The following is a 14,806-nucleotide window of genomic DNA, read 5'->3' as shown; positions in this document are numbered from 1 at the left end:
GTTACAGCACGGCATCGGCTGCGCTCCAAAAGAAAAGGGGGCGCTATGGGCAGCGCCCCCTTTCCGTCTCATCCGCCGACGATTAGAAGCGATACCTCGCGCCCAGCAGGTAGCGCGGCTTGAGTTCCTGCGCGAAGACGAGATTCTCCTTCGTCCGCCCATATTGCCGAACGCTCTCGCTCGTCAGGTTGATAGCCTCGAGCGACAACGCGATATTCTCGTTGACGTCATAGCTGATGTTCGCATCGAGCGTCCCGAAAGGCGCGGTGAACAGCGGGTTTCGGCCTTCGCCCTGGTTGGTCAACTGCAGGTATTTGGCACGCCAGTTATATGCGATACGCGCCGAAAGCCCGCCCTTGTCATAGATGAGCGTACCGTTCGCGCTGTCACCCAGGCCGGTCAGCGCGAAGATGTTGACGGTCGGATCCGCATAGGGATCCACGTTCACGTTGCCGTCGACCTTCGTATAGGATGCCGCGAAGCCGAAGCCGGTGTTGCCGAAGAAGTTCGTCCACGCCACTTCGAAGCCGTGGATCTTGCCTTCGCGGTTGTTGAGCGGCTGTGACACCGCAAGGACGAACAACGGATCGTTCGCACCGGCCGAGATATCCACCGCACCCGATATCGCGTCGGCGAACTGTTGATTGACGGTCGTCCCCGTAGCGTTTGCCCGGAAGGTCGCGTCCGCCGCCGCCACGTTGCCGCCGTTCTGCACCAGAAGCGCGGTGTAAGTGAACAGATTGACGTCGGACTGGTCGAAGTTACCGTTCTTCAGCTGCGAAAGCGCCGTTCCGGACAGCGTGCCGGCCGCACCGGAACTTGGATCGCGCAACCCGAACAGATTCTGGTTGGTGATCCCGGTGCCGATGAAGTTGCGAACGCGCTTGTCGAAGAAGCCAACCGACACGAAGCTCGAAGGCTTGTAATACCATTCGACCGACGCATCGAAATTGTCGGACACCAGAGGCAGCAGGCCCGGGTTTTGCGCAGTCCCGCTGCCGATACCTCCCAACGCCACGGGGCGTGGCGGTTGCCCCACGGTCGCGGTGGCAAACAGATTGCCGTAGGGCGCACGCGCGAGCGTCCGACCGAACGACACGCGCGCCTTTACGTTGCGCACGACCTCGATGTTGAAGTCGACCGATGGCAGAAGGTTGCTGTAGCCGCCGCGTCCGAGAACGGTGTTGGTCTCGTTCGGAACCTGCACGAAGAAGTCGTTGTCCGCCGTCCAGATCACCCCCGTAGGCACGGCCTGGAGCGCGATCGAGCGCGATTTGGTCCTTTCATAGCGTCCACCGATCAACAGATTGGCCCGGCGACCGGCGATCTCGCCCGACCAGGTCAACTGACCGAAGACCGCCCAGGTCTTCTCCCTGACGCTGTCGTTCACGTTACCGCTGCCACTGACCTGATGCGTCTTGGTAACGCCGGCCGGAAGCTTGGAATCGATATCGAGATAATAGGGTTGAAAGATGTTCAGCAGGTCGACTGCGTTCCCGCGAAACGCGGTCAACGACGCACCCGACGCGTTCGGATTATACTTGTCGAACTTGCACGTCAGGCAATAGGTCGAGAGAAGATCGCCCGCGATCCGCTCGGGAACGCCGGTATCGCCAATGCCCCAGTCACCAAGCGTTTGCTGCGTCTGCTGACTGCTCGACTGCATCTTCGTGTCGATATAGTTGCCGCCGAAATCGAAGCGGCTTCCCTCGCCGAGATCCCAGCTGATCTGCGCACGCCCTTCGTTGATGCGCTGGCTTTGCCGCGACGTGACGGTGCGCGCCACCTGCGTACCCACATCGCCGATATCGAGGACGCCGTTGCCGTTGCCCTTGACCAGGTCGTTGATGGTCACCGCCTGTTGCGGAAATCCTGTCGTGAAATCGACCGAATGGGAGGCGATGACCGGTGCGCCGAGCGATAGCAGCGTCGCGGACGTGCCGTTGCTGTTGTTGGGCGTCGATTTCGACGTCGAGTGATGACCGTCGAGGGTCAGCGTAAGATTGTCGGTGAACCCCCATTTCGCATTGGCGCCGAATGACTTCAGCTCGGTCTGCGTCGCGTATTGCTGTTGCTCGAAGCCCCCGTCCTTGACCGGATTCTCGTTCTCCTGGATGAAGACGGCGCTCGCCATCTGCGTGTTCTTGTCGAACGTCACCTGGTTGAACGGCCGGTTGAACCAGTTGGTCTGCTCGCTGCGCTGTTCACGCAGTTTGTTGCGCGCATAGAGTCCGTCGAGCGTGAACTCGAGCGTCTCGGTCGGCTTGAACTGCAGTACCGCCTGGCCGTTGATGCGTTCGCGACGATTTTCGGACAGGGCATAGCGGCTGTCATTGGGGATCAGCACGTACGGCGTCGTCGGTCGGTTGGTGATCACCGTCGTGGGGGTGATGTAGGTCGTGCTGCCGAAGAAGGTCTCCGTCGGCACCACGTTCCAATAGTTCGGGTTGGAACTGACCGACGCGGACTCGCGGAGCTGATAGCTGCCGAACACTGCGGCACCGACCGTACCGCTCTCGTTTTTCCAATTGAGAATACCCGAAGCCTCGGGCGTTACGCGGTGCTTCTTGCTGTCGGCGTCCTCGATCGAGCTGTCGTACAGCGCCTTGCCGCCGATCGAGCCCGAGAAGCCGCTTTCGCGCGAGTCGAGCGGCTTGCGGGTGACGATGTTGATCGTTGCGCCAATCCCGCCCGACGGCACGGTTGCACGGCCTGTCTTGTAGACCTCGAGCGTGCTTACGCCTTCCGATGCGAGGTTCTGGAAGTCGAACGACCGGCCGGTCCCTCGCGCAAACGCATTGCCGCCGCTGGTGTCGACGTTCGATGCGGGCATCTGGCGGCCGTTGACGGTCACGAGGTTGAAGTCCCCCGAGAAGCCGCGGACGGCGACCTGCGATCCCTCGCCGTTCACGCGGTTGATCGACACGCCGGTAATGCGCTGCAGCGACTCGGCGAGATTGGTGTCCGGAAATTTGCCGATATCCTCGGCCGAGATCGCGTCGACGACGCCCGCCGAGTTGCGCTTGATGTCGATCGCCCGGTTCAGCGAAGCGCGAACGCCCGTGACAATGATATCGGTAGAGGTGTCGACGGTCGATCCCGCGTCGTTCGGCGCGTTGACCTGCGCGATCGCGGGCGAATTCTCGCTGCCTGGCTGGGCATTGGTCGCCGGCGCGTTCGCGTCGATGCCGGCCCCCGATTGCGCCATCGCAGGCGCCGCCAGGCACAACGTAATCGCGCCGACCGACGCCGTGCGTCCGAGCGCGACCAAAAACGTGCGTCCCCTCATCAATCCTCTCCCCTTTTGCGGCGGCCCTGGTCGCCAACTATTCGGCCGGTGTTTTCCCGGCTCGTGGTACCGCTATCACGTCAACGGAAGTTGTCAAACGATATCGCGCCACATCTAAACGAAACTCGATGTATCCCTGCAATTAAACAACACGGATCAACCCGGTCATGTGCGCAGGTCACGATGTTAGGCCCTGCTTCCACAGAAGTGGACCGCCAACGGTAATACAACCTATGTTTCAAGGCGTCCCGGCATTCTCCGATTTCTCGGTCAAATCCACTATTAAAGAAACTAAGTTTCTCAATGTTTGGATTACAGGCCGCAGGTTCCGCCCCGTTCAATCGTATACAGTACACGCGAGAAATACTGTTTGGTCCGTGGGGACCGAACCCGGGCATAGCCCGGCCGGTGGTCGCTTAAATCGCTGTGTTGGAAGTCAAATCTTGGCGAATGCGCTTCCTGCTTGCCAAAAATCGCCGTTACTCGCCCCGCCAAAATGCCACGCACTGCGCCTGTCCGCGGACGAGAACGGCGCTTCTAGTCCGCGGCAAACGTCACGAAGACGTTCGCGGTCAAACGGCCCCTGCGGGGATCGGGGGTCAGCGCGCGGGATGCAGGGACATAGCCGGAGTGAAGCACGCAGCTACGATACGCCACGAGCCGGTTGAACCCGGCGGATACGCGCGCGATCTGCTCGAACCAGGGAGCGCCCGTGTCGACATATCCCGACGCGTCGCCCTCGCCCGCCCTGGTTGCCTTGTAACTGGGCAACCGACGCTCACTCAACGTCTCGAAGCCCGTGGCGCGGTGCCGAAAGAAACTAGTGCCGCCAAACGCTTCGTCGCAGAGATAGTGGAGAATGGCGAACTGGTAGGGATTGGTTGAATCGACGTGGGGCGCACGCTGCACGGCCGAAAGCGCATCGTCGGCCAAGGTCACGATGGAGAAGGCGCCCTCCGCCTTGATCGGCCTGATACGACCAAGCGAAAACGCCTCGGACATCGGACCTGCGAGCACCTCCACGAGCGTCTTTATATAGTCCCGCGGCAAGCTCGCCCTCAAGCCCGGATACCCCCCCGTCGCGCTATAGGCCGGCAGGAACGCACTCGAAGCCGCGAGTTCGACCAGCCCGCACGGTTGTTGAAAAGCAGCGTCGGTTTCGAGCAGGACCTCCCCCTCGATTCCTACTGCTCTTGCCGTCAGTTTCGACCGGGCCAACGCAAAGGAGGTCACGACGAATACTCGTAAAGGCTGGTTCCAAATGTCATGACCCGGACAGTCTAATGTCCTTTCCGGCCGCAGGACAACTCGATCCTGCAAACGTCAAGGACGCCACGGCATCTTCGACGTCGTCGTGAACCGTCGACGGTACGTCCACAGGATCGACCGCGGAGCCAATCTTCGTTTGCTGCTGCCTGATCCAGCGCGATAGCGTGGATCATGGGTCGCCTGAAAACCACGATTCGCCAACTCAGCTATTTCGTCGCGCTTGCGGAGGAAGGCAGCTTCACGCGGGCCGCGGAGCGGATGGGCATTTCGCAGCCTTCGCTCTCGCAACAGATCCGCATCCTCGAGACGATCGTCGGCGCGGCGTTGTTCGAGCGGGGCGGGCCCGCCATCCTTACCCCGCTCGGGCGCGAGTTGCTCGACAAGGCGCGACGCATCCTGCTCGATGTCGCCGATCTCGAGGACTTCCGGACGACATCGAGCGATCCATTGATCGGCACGATCCGGCTCGGCGCGTCGCCGACCTTAGGCGCCTATCTCCTGCCAGGGCTCGTCGCGCGCCTGCACCGCGAGCATCCCGCGCTTCGCGTCCATGTTCGCGAAGGTCTGCCGACGGCGCTCGCCGCGGGGCTTGCCAGCGGCGTCCACGATCTGATTCTCGCGCAACTGCCGGTGCCGGGCGGCACTTTTCATAGCGAACGGCTGTTTCGCGAACCCTTGTACGTCGCGATGGCATCCGATCACCCGCTGGGCGAAAAGGCGGTTATCGCTCCATCCGATCTGCGCGGCGCCAACCTGCTGACTTTGCTGCCCGAATACCGGCTTTCCGAGCAGATCGCGGCGATCGCCGCCGATGTCGAGGCGACCGTATTGCGCGATTACGAAGGCACCAGCCTCGATGCGATCCGGCAGATGGCGGGGATGAACATGGGGCTCGCATTGTTGCCCGAACTGTATGTCAGGCAGGAAATTCGCGAGGGCGACGATGTCATGGTCAGGCCGATCAAGGGTGGCCGCTACTACCGCGAGATCGGCCTTTTGTGGCGACAGGGTGCGGGGCGCGCGCCTGCCTATGGCGTGATCGCCGATCTGCTGCGCGCCGTCGGTCCATAGGTAAATCCTATCGATCGGATAGGCCTCGCTATCTTGCTCCAATGCGGTAGGCCGGCGATGTTCGTGCTGGATCAGGTGCGAGGGTCGGATGGCGAGCGGACATATTGGATGGCGGGCAGCGGCCGGGTGGTTGGCAGAGATCGTCGGGCCGGACATGCCCTATGTCCGCCTCGCGATGGTGTACGGCGTGGCGATCAGCCTGTTGTCGCTCGCCACGCCGATCTCGGTCCAGCTGCTGATCAACAGCGTCGCCAACACCGCGATGCCCGCACCGCTCTGGACGCTGGCGGGGCTGTTGCTGGGGCTGTTGCTGATCGTGGCGGGGCTCAGCGCGATGCGCTTCTGGATGATGGCGCTGTTCGAGCGGCGGCTGTTCGCACGCGTCGTCGCCGAGATCACGGTGCGCGCGGTGCACGCGCAGAACCCATTCTTCGCCGACCAGAATCGCGGCGACCTGTTCAACCGCTATTTCGATCTCGTGGTGGTGCAGAAGGCGGTGCCGAGCCTGGTCATCGGCGGGTTCACGATCATCCTGCAATCCGGCGTCGGCCTGGTCGTCACCAGCTTCTATCATCCCTTTTTCCTCGGCTTCAACGCGCTGCTGCTGCTCATCGTGCTCGCGATCTGGATGATCTGGTCGCGCGGCTCGATCCGCTCCGCGGTCGCGCTGAGCCATGCCAAGCACGACGCCGCGCGCTGGCTCGAAAGCGTCGGCGGGTCGAACGGCTTTTATAAATCGAGCCGCCATTTCGATTTCGCGATGGACCGGTCGGAGGCGGCGACCGCGACCTATATCGACCGCCATCGCCGCTATTTCCGCTACAGCTTCACGCAGACGGTCGCGTTTCTGCTGCTCTATGCCTTTGCCAGTGCGGCATTGCTGGCGCTTGGCGGTAACCTGATCCTGCGCGGCGAGCTGTCGATCGGGCAGCTGGTCGCCGCCGAACTGATCCTCAGCGGCGTGTTCTACGGCGTGTCGCAGCTCGGCTGGTATCTCGATTCCTTCTACGATCTGGTCGCGAGCGCGGAGGAATTGTCGCTGCTCTATGCCATACCGCAGGAGGCTGCGGTGCGGACGACCGGCAAGGCACCCGGCGACGGCGCGGTACGGCTCGACGGCGTGGTGACCGAAGGCGCACGGTTCGACTTCGCGCTGGCGGCCGGCGAACAGCTCGTCACGCTGGCCGATGGCGATGCCGAGCGCCAGCTGGCGATGGTCCTCAAACGCCATGTCGTCCCCGAGCGCGGGCTGGTGACGGTCGGCGGCGCCGACATGGCGACGTTCGACATGTATCTGCTGCGGTCCGAGGTGATGGTGCTCGACCGGCCGACGATCGTCGAGGTGACGATCCGCGACTATCTGACGCTCGCCGCCGCAGACGCTGATGCGGCGACGATGCTGGAGGTGCTGGAAACGGTCGGCCTGCGACAGCGCGTCGCCGCGCTGCCGCACGGGCTCGACACGCCGCTGGCCGGATCGGGCTACCCGCTGTCGATCGGCGAGGTCATGGCGCTGAAACTCGCCAACGCGGTGCTCGTGCGCCCGCATGTGCTGATGCTGTCGCAGCTCTACGACCTGATCCCGACCGACCGGCTGGCCGAAGTGTTGCGCCGGCTCAAGTCGAGTGGGACGACGGTGCTGCTGAGCACGGGGCGGCCCGAGGACATCGAACTCGATGGCTGGTTCCATCTCGAACCCGACCGGCAACGCCGCTTCCCGAGTTGCGCGGCGCTGACCGCCGCGACTCAGCCGGAGGCGCGCGATGCCGTATAAACCCGATCGCATCGCGCATTTTCCGACGCTCGCCGGCATGCACGCGCCGCGGGTCGCGACGGCGCTTGCCTGGATGCTGGTGCTCGGCATCGCGATCGCGGTGGCGATCATGCTGCTCGTCCCCTGGGTGCAGACCGCGAACGGCACGGGGCAGGTCGTCGCGCTCGATCCCGGCGACCGCCAGCAACAGGTGACGGCGCTCGTGCCGGGCAAGGTCGATCGCTGGTATGTGCAGGACGGCCAGCATGTCGAGCGTGGCGATCCGATCGCGCGCGTCGTCGATCTCGATCCCGACCTGCTCTCGCGCCTCGCCGCCGAGCGCGCGCAGGTCCTGGCCGAGATCGCCGCGGTCCAGCAGAGCCGCGCGGTCGCGGGCATCGACGTCGCGCGCACGGGGCAATTGCTCGCCGAAGGCCTCGCTGCGCGACGCGACTATGAGCAGACGCAGATCAAGGTCGCGGACGCCGGCGCCAAGCTCGCCGAGGCGCGCGCGAAGCTCAACCGGATCGACATCCAGCTCAACCGCCAGTCGGCGCAGCTCGTGCGCGCGCCGCGCGACGGCCGCGTCCAACAGTTGAACGCGGCCAGCGGGAGCGCGCTGGTGTCGCCCGGCACGGTGCTGGCGGTGATCGCCCCCGAACGCGTCGAGCGCGCGGTCGAACTGTATGTCGATGGCCGCGACATGCCCGTGATCCGGCCGGGTCGGCCGGTCCGGCTGGAGTTCGAAGGTTGGCCCGCGATCCAGTTCAGCGGCTGGCCCTCGGTCGCGCAGGGCATGTTCGACGGGCGCGTCCGGATGATCGACCCCAATGCCGCCCCCGACGGCACGTTCCGCATCCTGGTCGAACCACGACCAGGCAAGCCAGGCTGGCCGACCGACGCCTTTGTCCGCCCGGGCGGCAAGGTTCGTGGCTGGGTGCAGGGCGAGACGGTCCGCGTCGGCTACGAGATATGGCGGCAGCTCAACGACTTCCCGCTGGAATTCGGCCGGCGTGGCGCGGCGGCGCTCAACGCGCAGCCCAAGGCGCCCGTGAAGGCCAGCGCCGACGACGCGGCCAAGGACGAGGGCGGCAAGAAGTGAAGCGGGTCATTGCCCTCCTGCTCATCCTGCTCTGCCCCGGTATCGCGTCCGCGCAAAGTTCGCCGCTGACGCTCGACGAGGTGCTGCAATCGTCCGCGCGCTCCGCGCCGCAGATCGTCGAGGCGCTCGCCAAGGTGCGTCAGGCGGACGGGCGGGCGCTGTCCTCCGAGGGGGCGTTCGACACGGTGTTCGACGTCGATTCGAAGTCGCGCGTCGCGGGCTATTACGACGGCACCGTCGTCGAGAGCCGGGCGACACGGCCGCTGACCGGCAATGGCGGCTATGCCTATGGCGGCTATCGCGCGTCGCGCGGGACATTCCCGGTCTATGAGGACCAGGCCTATACCAACAAGCTGGGCGAGGCGAAGGTCGGTGCACTGTTCGCGTTGCTGCGCGACCGGGTGATCGACGAGCGGCGCACCAAGCGCGCCGTCGCCGTCACCGATGTCGACATTGCGCGGTTCGAGTCGGACATGGTCGCGATCGGCGTGCAGCGACGCGCGGTCGACGCCTATCAGGCCTGGGTCGCGGCGGGTCTGCGGCTGCGCGCCTATCGCGACCTGCTGGATCTTGCGGAGCGGCGCCGCAGCGCGATCGGGCGGCTGGTGACGCTTGGCGCACGGCCCGAGATCCTGCTCGTCGAGAACGACCAGAACCTCGTGCGGCGTCGCGCGCTCGCGGTCCGTGCCGAGCAGGATGTCGCAAGCGCGGCCAATGCGCTGTCGCTGTATCTGCGCGACGAGTCGGGTGCGCCCGTGACGGTGTCCGACAATCGCATGCCGGCCGACGCCGGGGCGCTGGCGGCGCTATCCGTTGCGGCGAACCGAGCCGTGCCGGTCGAACGTCCCGATTACCGGGCAGTGCTCGCGCGGATCGACCAGGCGACGTCGCGGCTGATCCTGGCGGAGAACGACCTGTCGCCGCGGCTCGACCTGCGCGGCGAGGTCGGCAAGGATGTCGGACCGGTCGGTTTGCGTGGTCCCAATCGTACACCACTCGAGGCCGCGGTCGGGTTCAGGTTCAGCGTGCCGTTGCAGAACCGCGCCGCCAAGGGCCGCGTCGCCGAGGCACGCGCCGAGATCGACGCGCTCGGCCAGCGCAGCCGATACCTGCGCGACCAGATCAGCGTGGAGGTCCAGGGGATCGTCATCGCGGTGAATGCTGCCGAGCGGCTGGCGGCGATCGCCGACGAAGAGCGGCAGCTTGCCGACCGACTGGCCACCGCCGAGCGCCGTCGGTTCGAACTGGGATCGGCCGATTTCTTCCTGGTCAACCAGCGCGAGGAAACCGCCACCGACGCGCGGGTCCGCCTGGTCGATGCGCAAGCGCGCATTGCGTCCGCCCGCGCTGAGCTAGCCGCTGCGACCGCCGATCGCGACGCGCTGAGGTTGATCCGGTAAAAACGAGATGCACCGGTTAGCGAAGACTCCGTCGCGCTGCTTTACGAGCGTTAATGCGACTTCGCACCTGCCGCGAGCGGCCGAACTTTGACCGGAGCCGAATTTGGAGCGGCTCCCTGCGACGTCAGCAGGATTATTTCACGGCATCGGCCGCAGGTCGCCTGCCCGTCGCCACCCAGCCCCGCAACGCTTGCCACGCCGCCTTGGTCTGATCCGGCGTGAAGCCGCAATGCGTACAGGCTTCCACGCCGCCGACCGGCAGCGGCGCGCGGAGCGGTGCGACCGGGTATTCGGCCAGATTGGCGCTGCGTCCGATTCTGGCGACCGTCGCCTTCAACGCCGTCTCCTGGGCGTAGGGGACCAGCGAATCGATCCGATTGTGCATCGTCACCAGCGGGTCGGCAATACGCCCCGTCGCTTCGTGCCAGCGGGTCAGATAGGCGAGCGCGGCGGGCGATTCGGCGACGCGCTGTATGCCGTCGTTGAGCGCCTTGCCTTCGGCGGCCGTCATGGTCGGGTCTGCGTATATCTTGCCGATGTTGCCGTAAGGCTGCCCCCCGGTCGTCGCCGCCATGGCGCTCGCCCCGAGCGCCGCTCCCGTCACGGTTATGTCGTAGCTTGCCTGATCACGCACCGTGACGATCGGACCCAAGCGAAGACCAGCGCCACTGGCCAACGCCGTTGCTCGCCGCGTGGCGACGGCGACGGCCGCGGTATTGGCTCGGGCCTGAGCAGCTTCGGGATTGGAGAGTGCGTAACCTTGCAGCCGCGCGTCGCTGGCGCCCAGGCGGGAGGCCAGCCCAGCGGCGGTGGCGGCCTTCTCGACTGCGTACGTACGCACCCGCGTCTGCATCGTCGCGATGAAGCCCGTCACGGCACAATCGCCGGTGCTCAGGCGTGGCTGCTGCCATAGCCCCGCGCGTCCGCGCACGTGCCGCTGCGCGCCTCGATGATCGTGACGTTGCTACCGGTAAGCTCGGTGTTCGGCCCTAACAAGCCTGCCAATCCGTTTGCGACCGCCTTCTGCTTCGCCGCGATCGCAGTTGTGGCTGCGTCGGGCGTAGGCCCCTCGCCGCGAAGATAGATATCGAGCAGGGCAATATCCGGCTCCGTCCGAACGGTCGCCGTGCCGGTGACTTGCAGGGTGCGCTCAGGCGCGGCCTGGGTAGACGCAATTTGGGCCGGCGCGGCGTTAGGGATCAGCACGGCGACCGTTGTCAGCAAATACTTCACGTTGCTATCCTCTTCCCGTTTCCGCCAGCATCCTCCAGGCCGCTAGCCGCAACAAGAGCGGCTGTCGTCGTGATGCGTTTTCCGTCCTGTCCACGAGGTCGAACTGTATCCGTCGATCCTACCGAAACTCATGCAACACCGGCGGTATCGGATCGACTACCGTCCCGATGGCAGATTGCTGTTCAAGGAATCCAGATGACCGAACGCGCCCATATTGATTTCTACGACATCGTGCTGAAGCCCGATCCTTCCCGAACCGTGGTCCGTCCGTTCGAGCCGGGTTATCCACGCGGGTTCGATCTAGGCCGCACGCGGACCGAAGAGACAGTGGCGCTGATCATCGGCCTCGACGACGACGAACTTGCCCGGCAGCTTCACGGCGTAACGGCCTCGCTCGACGAGAATCACCGTGACGTCGATGCGACGTTGACGCGCCGTTTCGAGGAAATCGCGGATCGCATTCCGTCTGCCGCCAGCCTGTCACCCGATCAGCGCCGGCTGATCGGCGCGTATTTCAGCCAGGAATATGCGTATGAGGCGGCCGCCCTCTTCAATCCAAGCGCCGTGCCGCATCCCGATCAGGCGGGCGTCGCGGACGGGGCCACGCGCTTCGTCCTGGCGTTGCGCGGGGTCGGCGAAGGCCATGTCTCCTCGGTCACCTTCCGTACCGGCGAGTGGGCGCCCGGTGGAAATCTCACGATCGACGATCCCGGCGCGACGTCGGTGCCGCCGGTCATCGTGCCGCGGGATGGCGCGCCGGGCGCGGTCCATCTCGACTGCGGCGGGTCGCGCAGCATATCGGAGACCGTCCTGTTCCCGATACTCCCCAGCCAGCGCCAGGGCATCGAGGACATACGCCTGGTGCGCTTCACCGATGATGACGGGACGATCCGCTATTACGGCACATACACCGCGTTCAGCGGTGCGGAGGCACGGTCCGAACTCCTGACGACGACCGACTTCAAGGCATTCGAGATGCAGGCGCTCACGGGAGACGTCGCGTGCGCCAAGGGGATGGCGCTGTTTCCCCGGCGGATCGACGGGCGCTACGTGACGCTTGGCCGGCAGGACAACAGAAGCCTCTGGTTGAACGTGTCGGACGACATCCTGCATTGGGAAAGCGGGACAAAGCTCGTCGAGCCACGCTACCCGTGGGAGTTCGTCCAGATGGGCAATTGCGGCTCTCCGATCGAACTGGACGAAGGGTGGCTCGTCATGACGCACGGTGTCGGTACCGTACGCAACTATTGCATCGGCGCGTGCCTGCTCGACAAGGCCGATCCGTCGAAGCTTCTCGCGCGGACGCCGCGTCCCGTTCTCGCCCCCAGCCCGCACGAGCGTGACGGATACGTACCGAACGTCGTCTACAGTTGCGGCGCGCTGGTCAGCGGTCGCACCATGCTGCTGCCCTACGCCGTCGCCGACAGCTTTTCCGCTTTCGGATCGCTGTCGATCGACAATCTGCTGACCTGCATGGAGTGACCGTCTGCTCGCCCCGTGGGTTAGCGCCAGTCTCGCCTATTGCGAGGCGCTCGTCGCGCCGCAGCCCAAATGACCTAAGGGCAGCCGGTGCAGGCAGCCGACCGGGCGAGACGCCTTTAGCGGGTGTTCTCAGCCCGCAAGAACTTCAAATAGCGCAGCTTGCAGCGACGGGTCTCACGAACAAAGCGATCGGTTTTGCGGTTGGAGCTTTCGCATCGCACCGTAGGGTATCATCTCCACAAGATAGTCCCCAAGACTGGCGTAACTGCGAGAGCTGAGTTGCGGGACGTCGTGGATATGGCATCGTTTCCGTCCGACACCTAGGTTCGGTCTGTCGAGTATCGTCACGATGATCGCATAGTCGATTATTGCAAAAAGCAGATTCACCAATGACAATCATAGAACAACTCGGTTTAAGTCCTCATCCGGAAGGCGGTCACTTCCGAGAGACGATCCGTTTGGCCGATGGTCAGGACGGTCGGTCGCGCATGACGGCAATCTTGTTCCTGCTGCAAGAAGGCGAGCGTTCGCACTGGCATCGTGTGGATGCCGACGAGGTGTGGCTCTGGCATTCGGGAACGTCGCTCACTCTGCGTATCGAAGGCAACGAGCCGGTGACTCTGGGCGCCGACCTTTCGCAGGGCCAGGAACTGCAGGCAATCGTGCCGGCCGGTGCTTGGCAGTCCGCCGAAGTGAACAGCGGCTGGGCGCTGGTGACGTGCATCGTCACACCCGGATTCAACTTCAGCGGCTTCGAACTCGCGCCGCCAAACTGGAGCCCGGGCTAAACGTTGAACAGGGCCGCAGTTCGGACTGCAATAGCAGCGCGGCCCGCGCGGCTGCAAAGCGCGTCAGTCAAATCACGTCGCACGACCGGCCGACTAAGCAGTCCGTTCGTTTCGCAGCTTGACCGGGTGGCGTGCGCGACCAAGATAGTGCGAATGACCGATCCACGGGCCGCGACACTCAGCCTGCTCGCGCGCCGCACACCGCACGCGACGATCTGCCCGAGCGAGGTGGCGCGCGCAATCGCGCCGGACTGGCGCGGCGCAATGCCCGCGGTCCATGCCGCGATCGACGGGCTGGTCCGCGACGGGCTGGTCCGGCTGAGCTGGAAGGGACGACCGCTGGCAACGCGGTCGGGACCGTACAGGATCGGCCGTTTCGGCGACGATTGAGGCAAGACCCCTCTCCCGCGACCGTCGCCACTGCGCTATCGCGCGGCGATGGCGAAAAAGAAGCGCTACCTCACCGCGACGATGGCCGACGGCTATGTGAAGACGATCGGCCCTACCGCCGCACCGTTCACGCATTACTGGCGCATCGTCGCGCATCTGCACGACGGCAAAACCGAAGTGTTCTGGGGCCACGCCACCTCGTCTAAGGAGGCCGCGGGCAAGAAGGCACTGACAGCACAGGCCGCGAGGCGGCACGGGTGGACGCGCTTCGATTTCGAGGTCGTCGAACTCACCGAACACTGACGCCCTTCACCCTCCGGCTGACAACGCCCGGCTCGGGCCCGGCATCACTGCCGACTGCCCAGAAGCCGAACCGTCGCGTAGCGGCGCGCGCGAACCAGAAGCGGCGGTCGGCATGACACGGATGGATATCTGGAAGCGGTCGTCCGTTCACACATTGGCGATGGCACTGACGCCCCGCTTTCCCATACGGGTAAATTAAGGAGAGGCAGATGGCCGGCGGGTGGACGCGCGATGGCGCGGTTCAGGATCAGATTGACGATTCAGTGGCGGACGCGGTGCTGGCCGCCCGGGCAAGCATGCCGAGCGGAGCGAGTGAGCCGTTCTGTCTGATCTGCGGCGACGACATCCCCGAGGGTCGCCGCCTGGCGGTTCCCGGCGTACGCACCTGCGTCGCATGCCAAAGCGGTCGCGACCGACCACTAGCCACAACGTTCAATCGGCGGGGCAGCAAGGACAGTCAGCTGCGGTGACCTCCGCCTCGACGTTGCGCCCCGTCTGACCAGATTCACCGCCAGACACGCTCGGCTAGCAGCCGCACGAATGGCCTCGTGCATGATCAACGGCCGTCGATCAGAAATCTGTCGGCGGCGTCCGGCTACGATGCCAGGGTCGGTCGCGAGCAACGCGGGAACGACAGGGTCGTTTTCGGGTGATGCGCTGGCTCAAACGTCCATCAGAACCCAGCCGCAACAACTGGGTTGCGCTCGAACGCAGAACCGCCGGTCA

At 64.7% G+C, this 14,806-nt stretch carries 13 protein-coding genes; 9 read left to right on the top strand and 4 right to left on the bottom strand.

Annotated elements, in window-relative coordinates; translation table 11 throughout:
• Positions 1-82: 82 nt before the first annotated feature.
• Together EQZ23_RS00505 and EQZ23_RS00500 are read right to left on the bottom strand one after the other, a co-directional pair.
• The gene (locus EQZ23_RS00505) at positions 83-3,289 is read right to left on the bottom strand and encodes a TonB-dependent receptor (RefSeq protein ID WP_128452552.1); all 3,207 of its coding nucleotides are present in this window, start codon (positions 3,287-3,289) and stop codon (positions 83-85) included.
• A 537-nt stretch (positions 3,290-3,826) separates the two neighbouring features.
• Positions 3,827-4,522 carry a DUF6445 family protein gene (locus EQZ23_RS00500; protein WP_128452551.1) on the bottom strand — a complete coding sequence of 232 codons (696 nt, stop codon included), beginning with the start codon at positions 4,520-4,522 and terminating at the stop codon, positions 3,827-3,829.
• Positions 4,523-4,729: 207 nt separating this feature from the next.
• On the opposite strand from EQZ23_RS00500, the gene EQZ23_RS00495 reads away from it, so the two are divergent.
• From EQZ23_RS00495 to EQZ23_RS00480, 4 genes are all read left to right on the top strand, one after another.
• A complete protein-coding gene (locus tag EQZ23_RS00495; RefSeq protein ID WP_128452550.1) occupies positions 4,730-5,629 on the top strand; it encodes a hydrogen peroxide-inducible genes activator in 900 nt (299 codons plus the stop codon).
• Between the two features lie 88 nt (positions 5,630-5,717).
• A complete protein-coding gene (locus EQZ23_RS00490; RefSeq protein WP_128452549.1) occupies positions 5,718-7,403 on the top strand; it encodes an ABC transporter ATP-binding protein in 1,686 nt (561 codons plus the stop codon).
• The gene (locus EQZ23_RS00485) at positions 7,393-8,484 is read left to right on the top strand and encodes an HlyD family efflux transporter periplasmic adaptor subunit (protein ID WP_128452548.1); all 1,092 of its coding nucleotides are present in this window, start codon (positions 7,393-7,395) and stop codon (positions 8,482-8,484) included. Before EQZ23_RS00490 ends, EQZ23_RS00485 begins: the two co-directional genes overlap by 11 nt.
• Positions 8,481-9,884 carry a TolC family protein gene (locus EQZ23_RS00480; RefSeq protein ID WP_128452547.1) on the top strand — a complete coding sequence of 468 codons (1,404 nt, stop codon included), beginning with the start codon at positions 8,481-8,483 and terminating at the stop codon, positions 9,882-9,884. Before EQZ23_RS00485 ends, EQZ23_RS00480 begins: the two co-directional genes overlap by 4 nt.
• A gap of 133 nt (positions 9,885-10,017) precedes the next feature.
• Here the strand turns inward: EQZ23_RS00480 and EQZ23_RS00475 are convergent, their stop codons facing one another.
• Positions 10,018-10,815 carry an SIMPL domain-containing protein gene (locus EQZ23_RS00475; protein WP_276318446.1) on the bottom strand — a complete coding sequence of 266 codons (798 nt, stop codon included), beginning with the start codon at positions 10,813-10,815 and terminating at the stop codon, positions 10,018-10,020.
• Positions 10,776-11,117, bottom strand: coding sequence for an SIMPL domain-containing protein (locus tag EQZ23_RS20430; RefSeq protein ID WP_128452545.1), 342 nt, complete (start codon positions 11,115-11,117; stop codon positions 10,776-10,778). The genes EQZ23_RS00475 and EQZ23_RS20430 overlap by 40 nt, the downstream gene beginning before the upstream one ends.
• A gap of 195 nt (positions 11,118-11,312) precedes the next feature.
• Between EQZ23_RS20430 and EQZ23_RS00465 the strand changes: the two genes are divergently transcribed.
• From EQZ23_RS00465 to EQZ23_RS00445, 5 genes are all read left to right on the top strand, one after another.
• Positions 11,313-12,599, top strand: a complete 1,287-nt coding sequence (locus EQZ23_RS00465) for a glycoside hydrolase family 130 protein (RefSeq protein ID WP_128452544.1) — start codon at positions 11,313-11,315, stop codon at positions 12,597-12,599.
• A gap of 389 nt (positions 12,600-12,988) precedes the next feature.
• Positions 12,989-13,387: a cupin domain-containing protein gene (locus EQZ23_RS00460; protein ID WP_128452543.1), complete on the top strand. Its 399-nt coding sequence runs from the start codon at positions 12,989-12,991 to the stop codon at positions 13,385-13,387.
• A 153-nt stretch (positions 13,388-13,540) separates the two neighbouring features.
• Entirely contained in the window at positions 13,541-13,777 is a 237-nt protein-coding gene (locus EQZ23_RS00455) for a DUF3253 domain-containing protein (protein WP_128452542.1), read from the top strand.
• Positions 13,778-13,825: 48 nt separating this feature from the next.
• Positions 13,826-14,080, top strand: coding sequence for a hypothetical protein (locus EQZ23_RS00450; protein WP_128452541.1), 255 nt, complete (start codon positions 13,826-13,828; stop codon positions 14,078-14,080).
• Between the two features lie 209 nt (positions 14,081-14,289).
• Positions 14,290-14,550: a DksA/TraR family C4-type zinc finger protein gene (locus tag EQZ23_RS00445; RefSeq protein WP_128452540.1), complete on the top strand. Its 261-nt coding sequence runs from the start codon at positions 14,290-14,292 to the stop codon at positions 14,548-14,550.
• Positions 14,551-14,806 lie beyond the last annotated feature (256 nt).

This window comes from Sphingomonas sp. UV9, assembly GCF_004101245.1.
Taxonomy (GTDB): domain Bacteria; phylum Pseudomonadota; class Alphaproteobacteria; order Sphingomonadales; family Sphingomonadaceae; genus Sphingomonas.
This window is presented reverse-complemented; position numbering and strand designations above follow the sequence as displayed.

Excerpts from the sequence above, each read along its gene's own strand:
- EQZ23_RS00505 (WP_128452552.1), bottom strand. The coding sequence starts at position 3,289 with ATGAGGGGACGCACGTTTTTGGTCGCGCTCGGACGCACGGCGTCGGTC.
- EQZ23_RS00495 (WP_128452550.1), top strand. The coding sequence starts at position 4,730 with ATGGGTCGCCTGAAAACCACGATTCGCCAACTCAGCTATTTCGTCGCG.
- EQZ23_RS00490 (WP_128452549.1), top strand. The coding sequence starts at position 5,718 with ATGGCGAGCGGACATATTGGATGGCGGGCAGCGGCCGGGTGGTTGGCA.
- EQZ23_RS00485 (WP_128452548.1), top strand. The coding sequence starts at position 7,393 with ATGCCGTATAAACCCGATCGCATCGCGCATTTTCCGACGCTCGCCGGC.
- EQZ23_RS00465 (WP_128452544.1), top strand. The coding sequence starts at position 11,313 with ATGACCGAACGCGCCCATATTGATTTCTACGACATCGTGCTGAAGCCC.
- EQZ23_RS00460 (WP_128452543.1), top strand. The coding sequence starts at position 12,989 with ATGACAATCATAGAACAACTCGGTTTAAGTCCTCATCCGGAAGGCGGT.
- EQZ23_RS00455 (WP_128452542.1), top strand. The coding sequence starts at position 13,541 with ATGACCGATCCACGGGCCGCGACACTCAGCCTGCTCGCGCGCCGCACA.
- EQZ23_RS00450 (WP_128452541.1), top strand. The coding sequence starts at position 13,826 with ATGGCGAAAAAGAAGCGCTACCTCACCGCGACGATGGCCGACGGCTAT.
- EQZ23_RS00445 (WP_128452540.1), top strand. The coding sequence starts at position 14,290 with ATGGCCGGCGGGTGGACGCGCGATGGCGCGGTTCAGGATCAGATTGAC.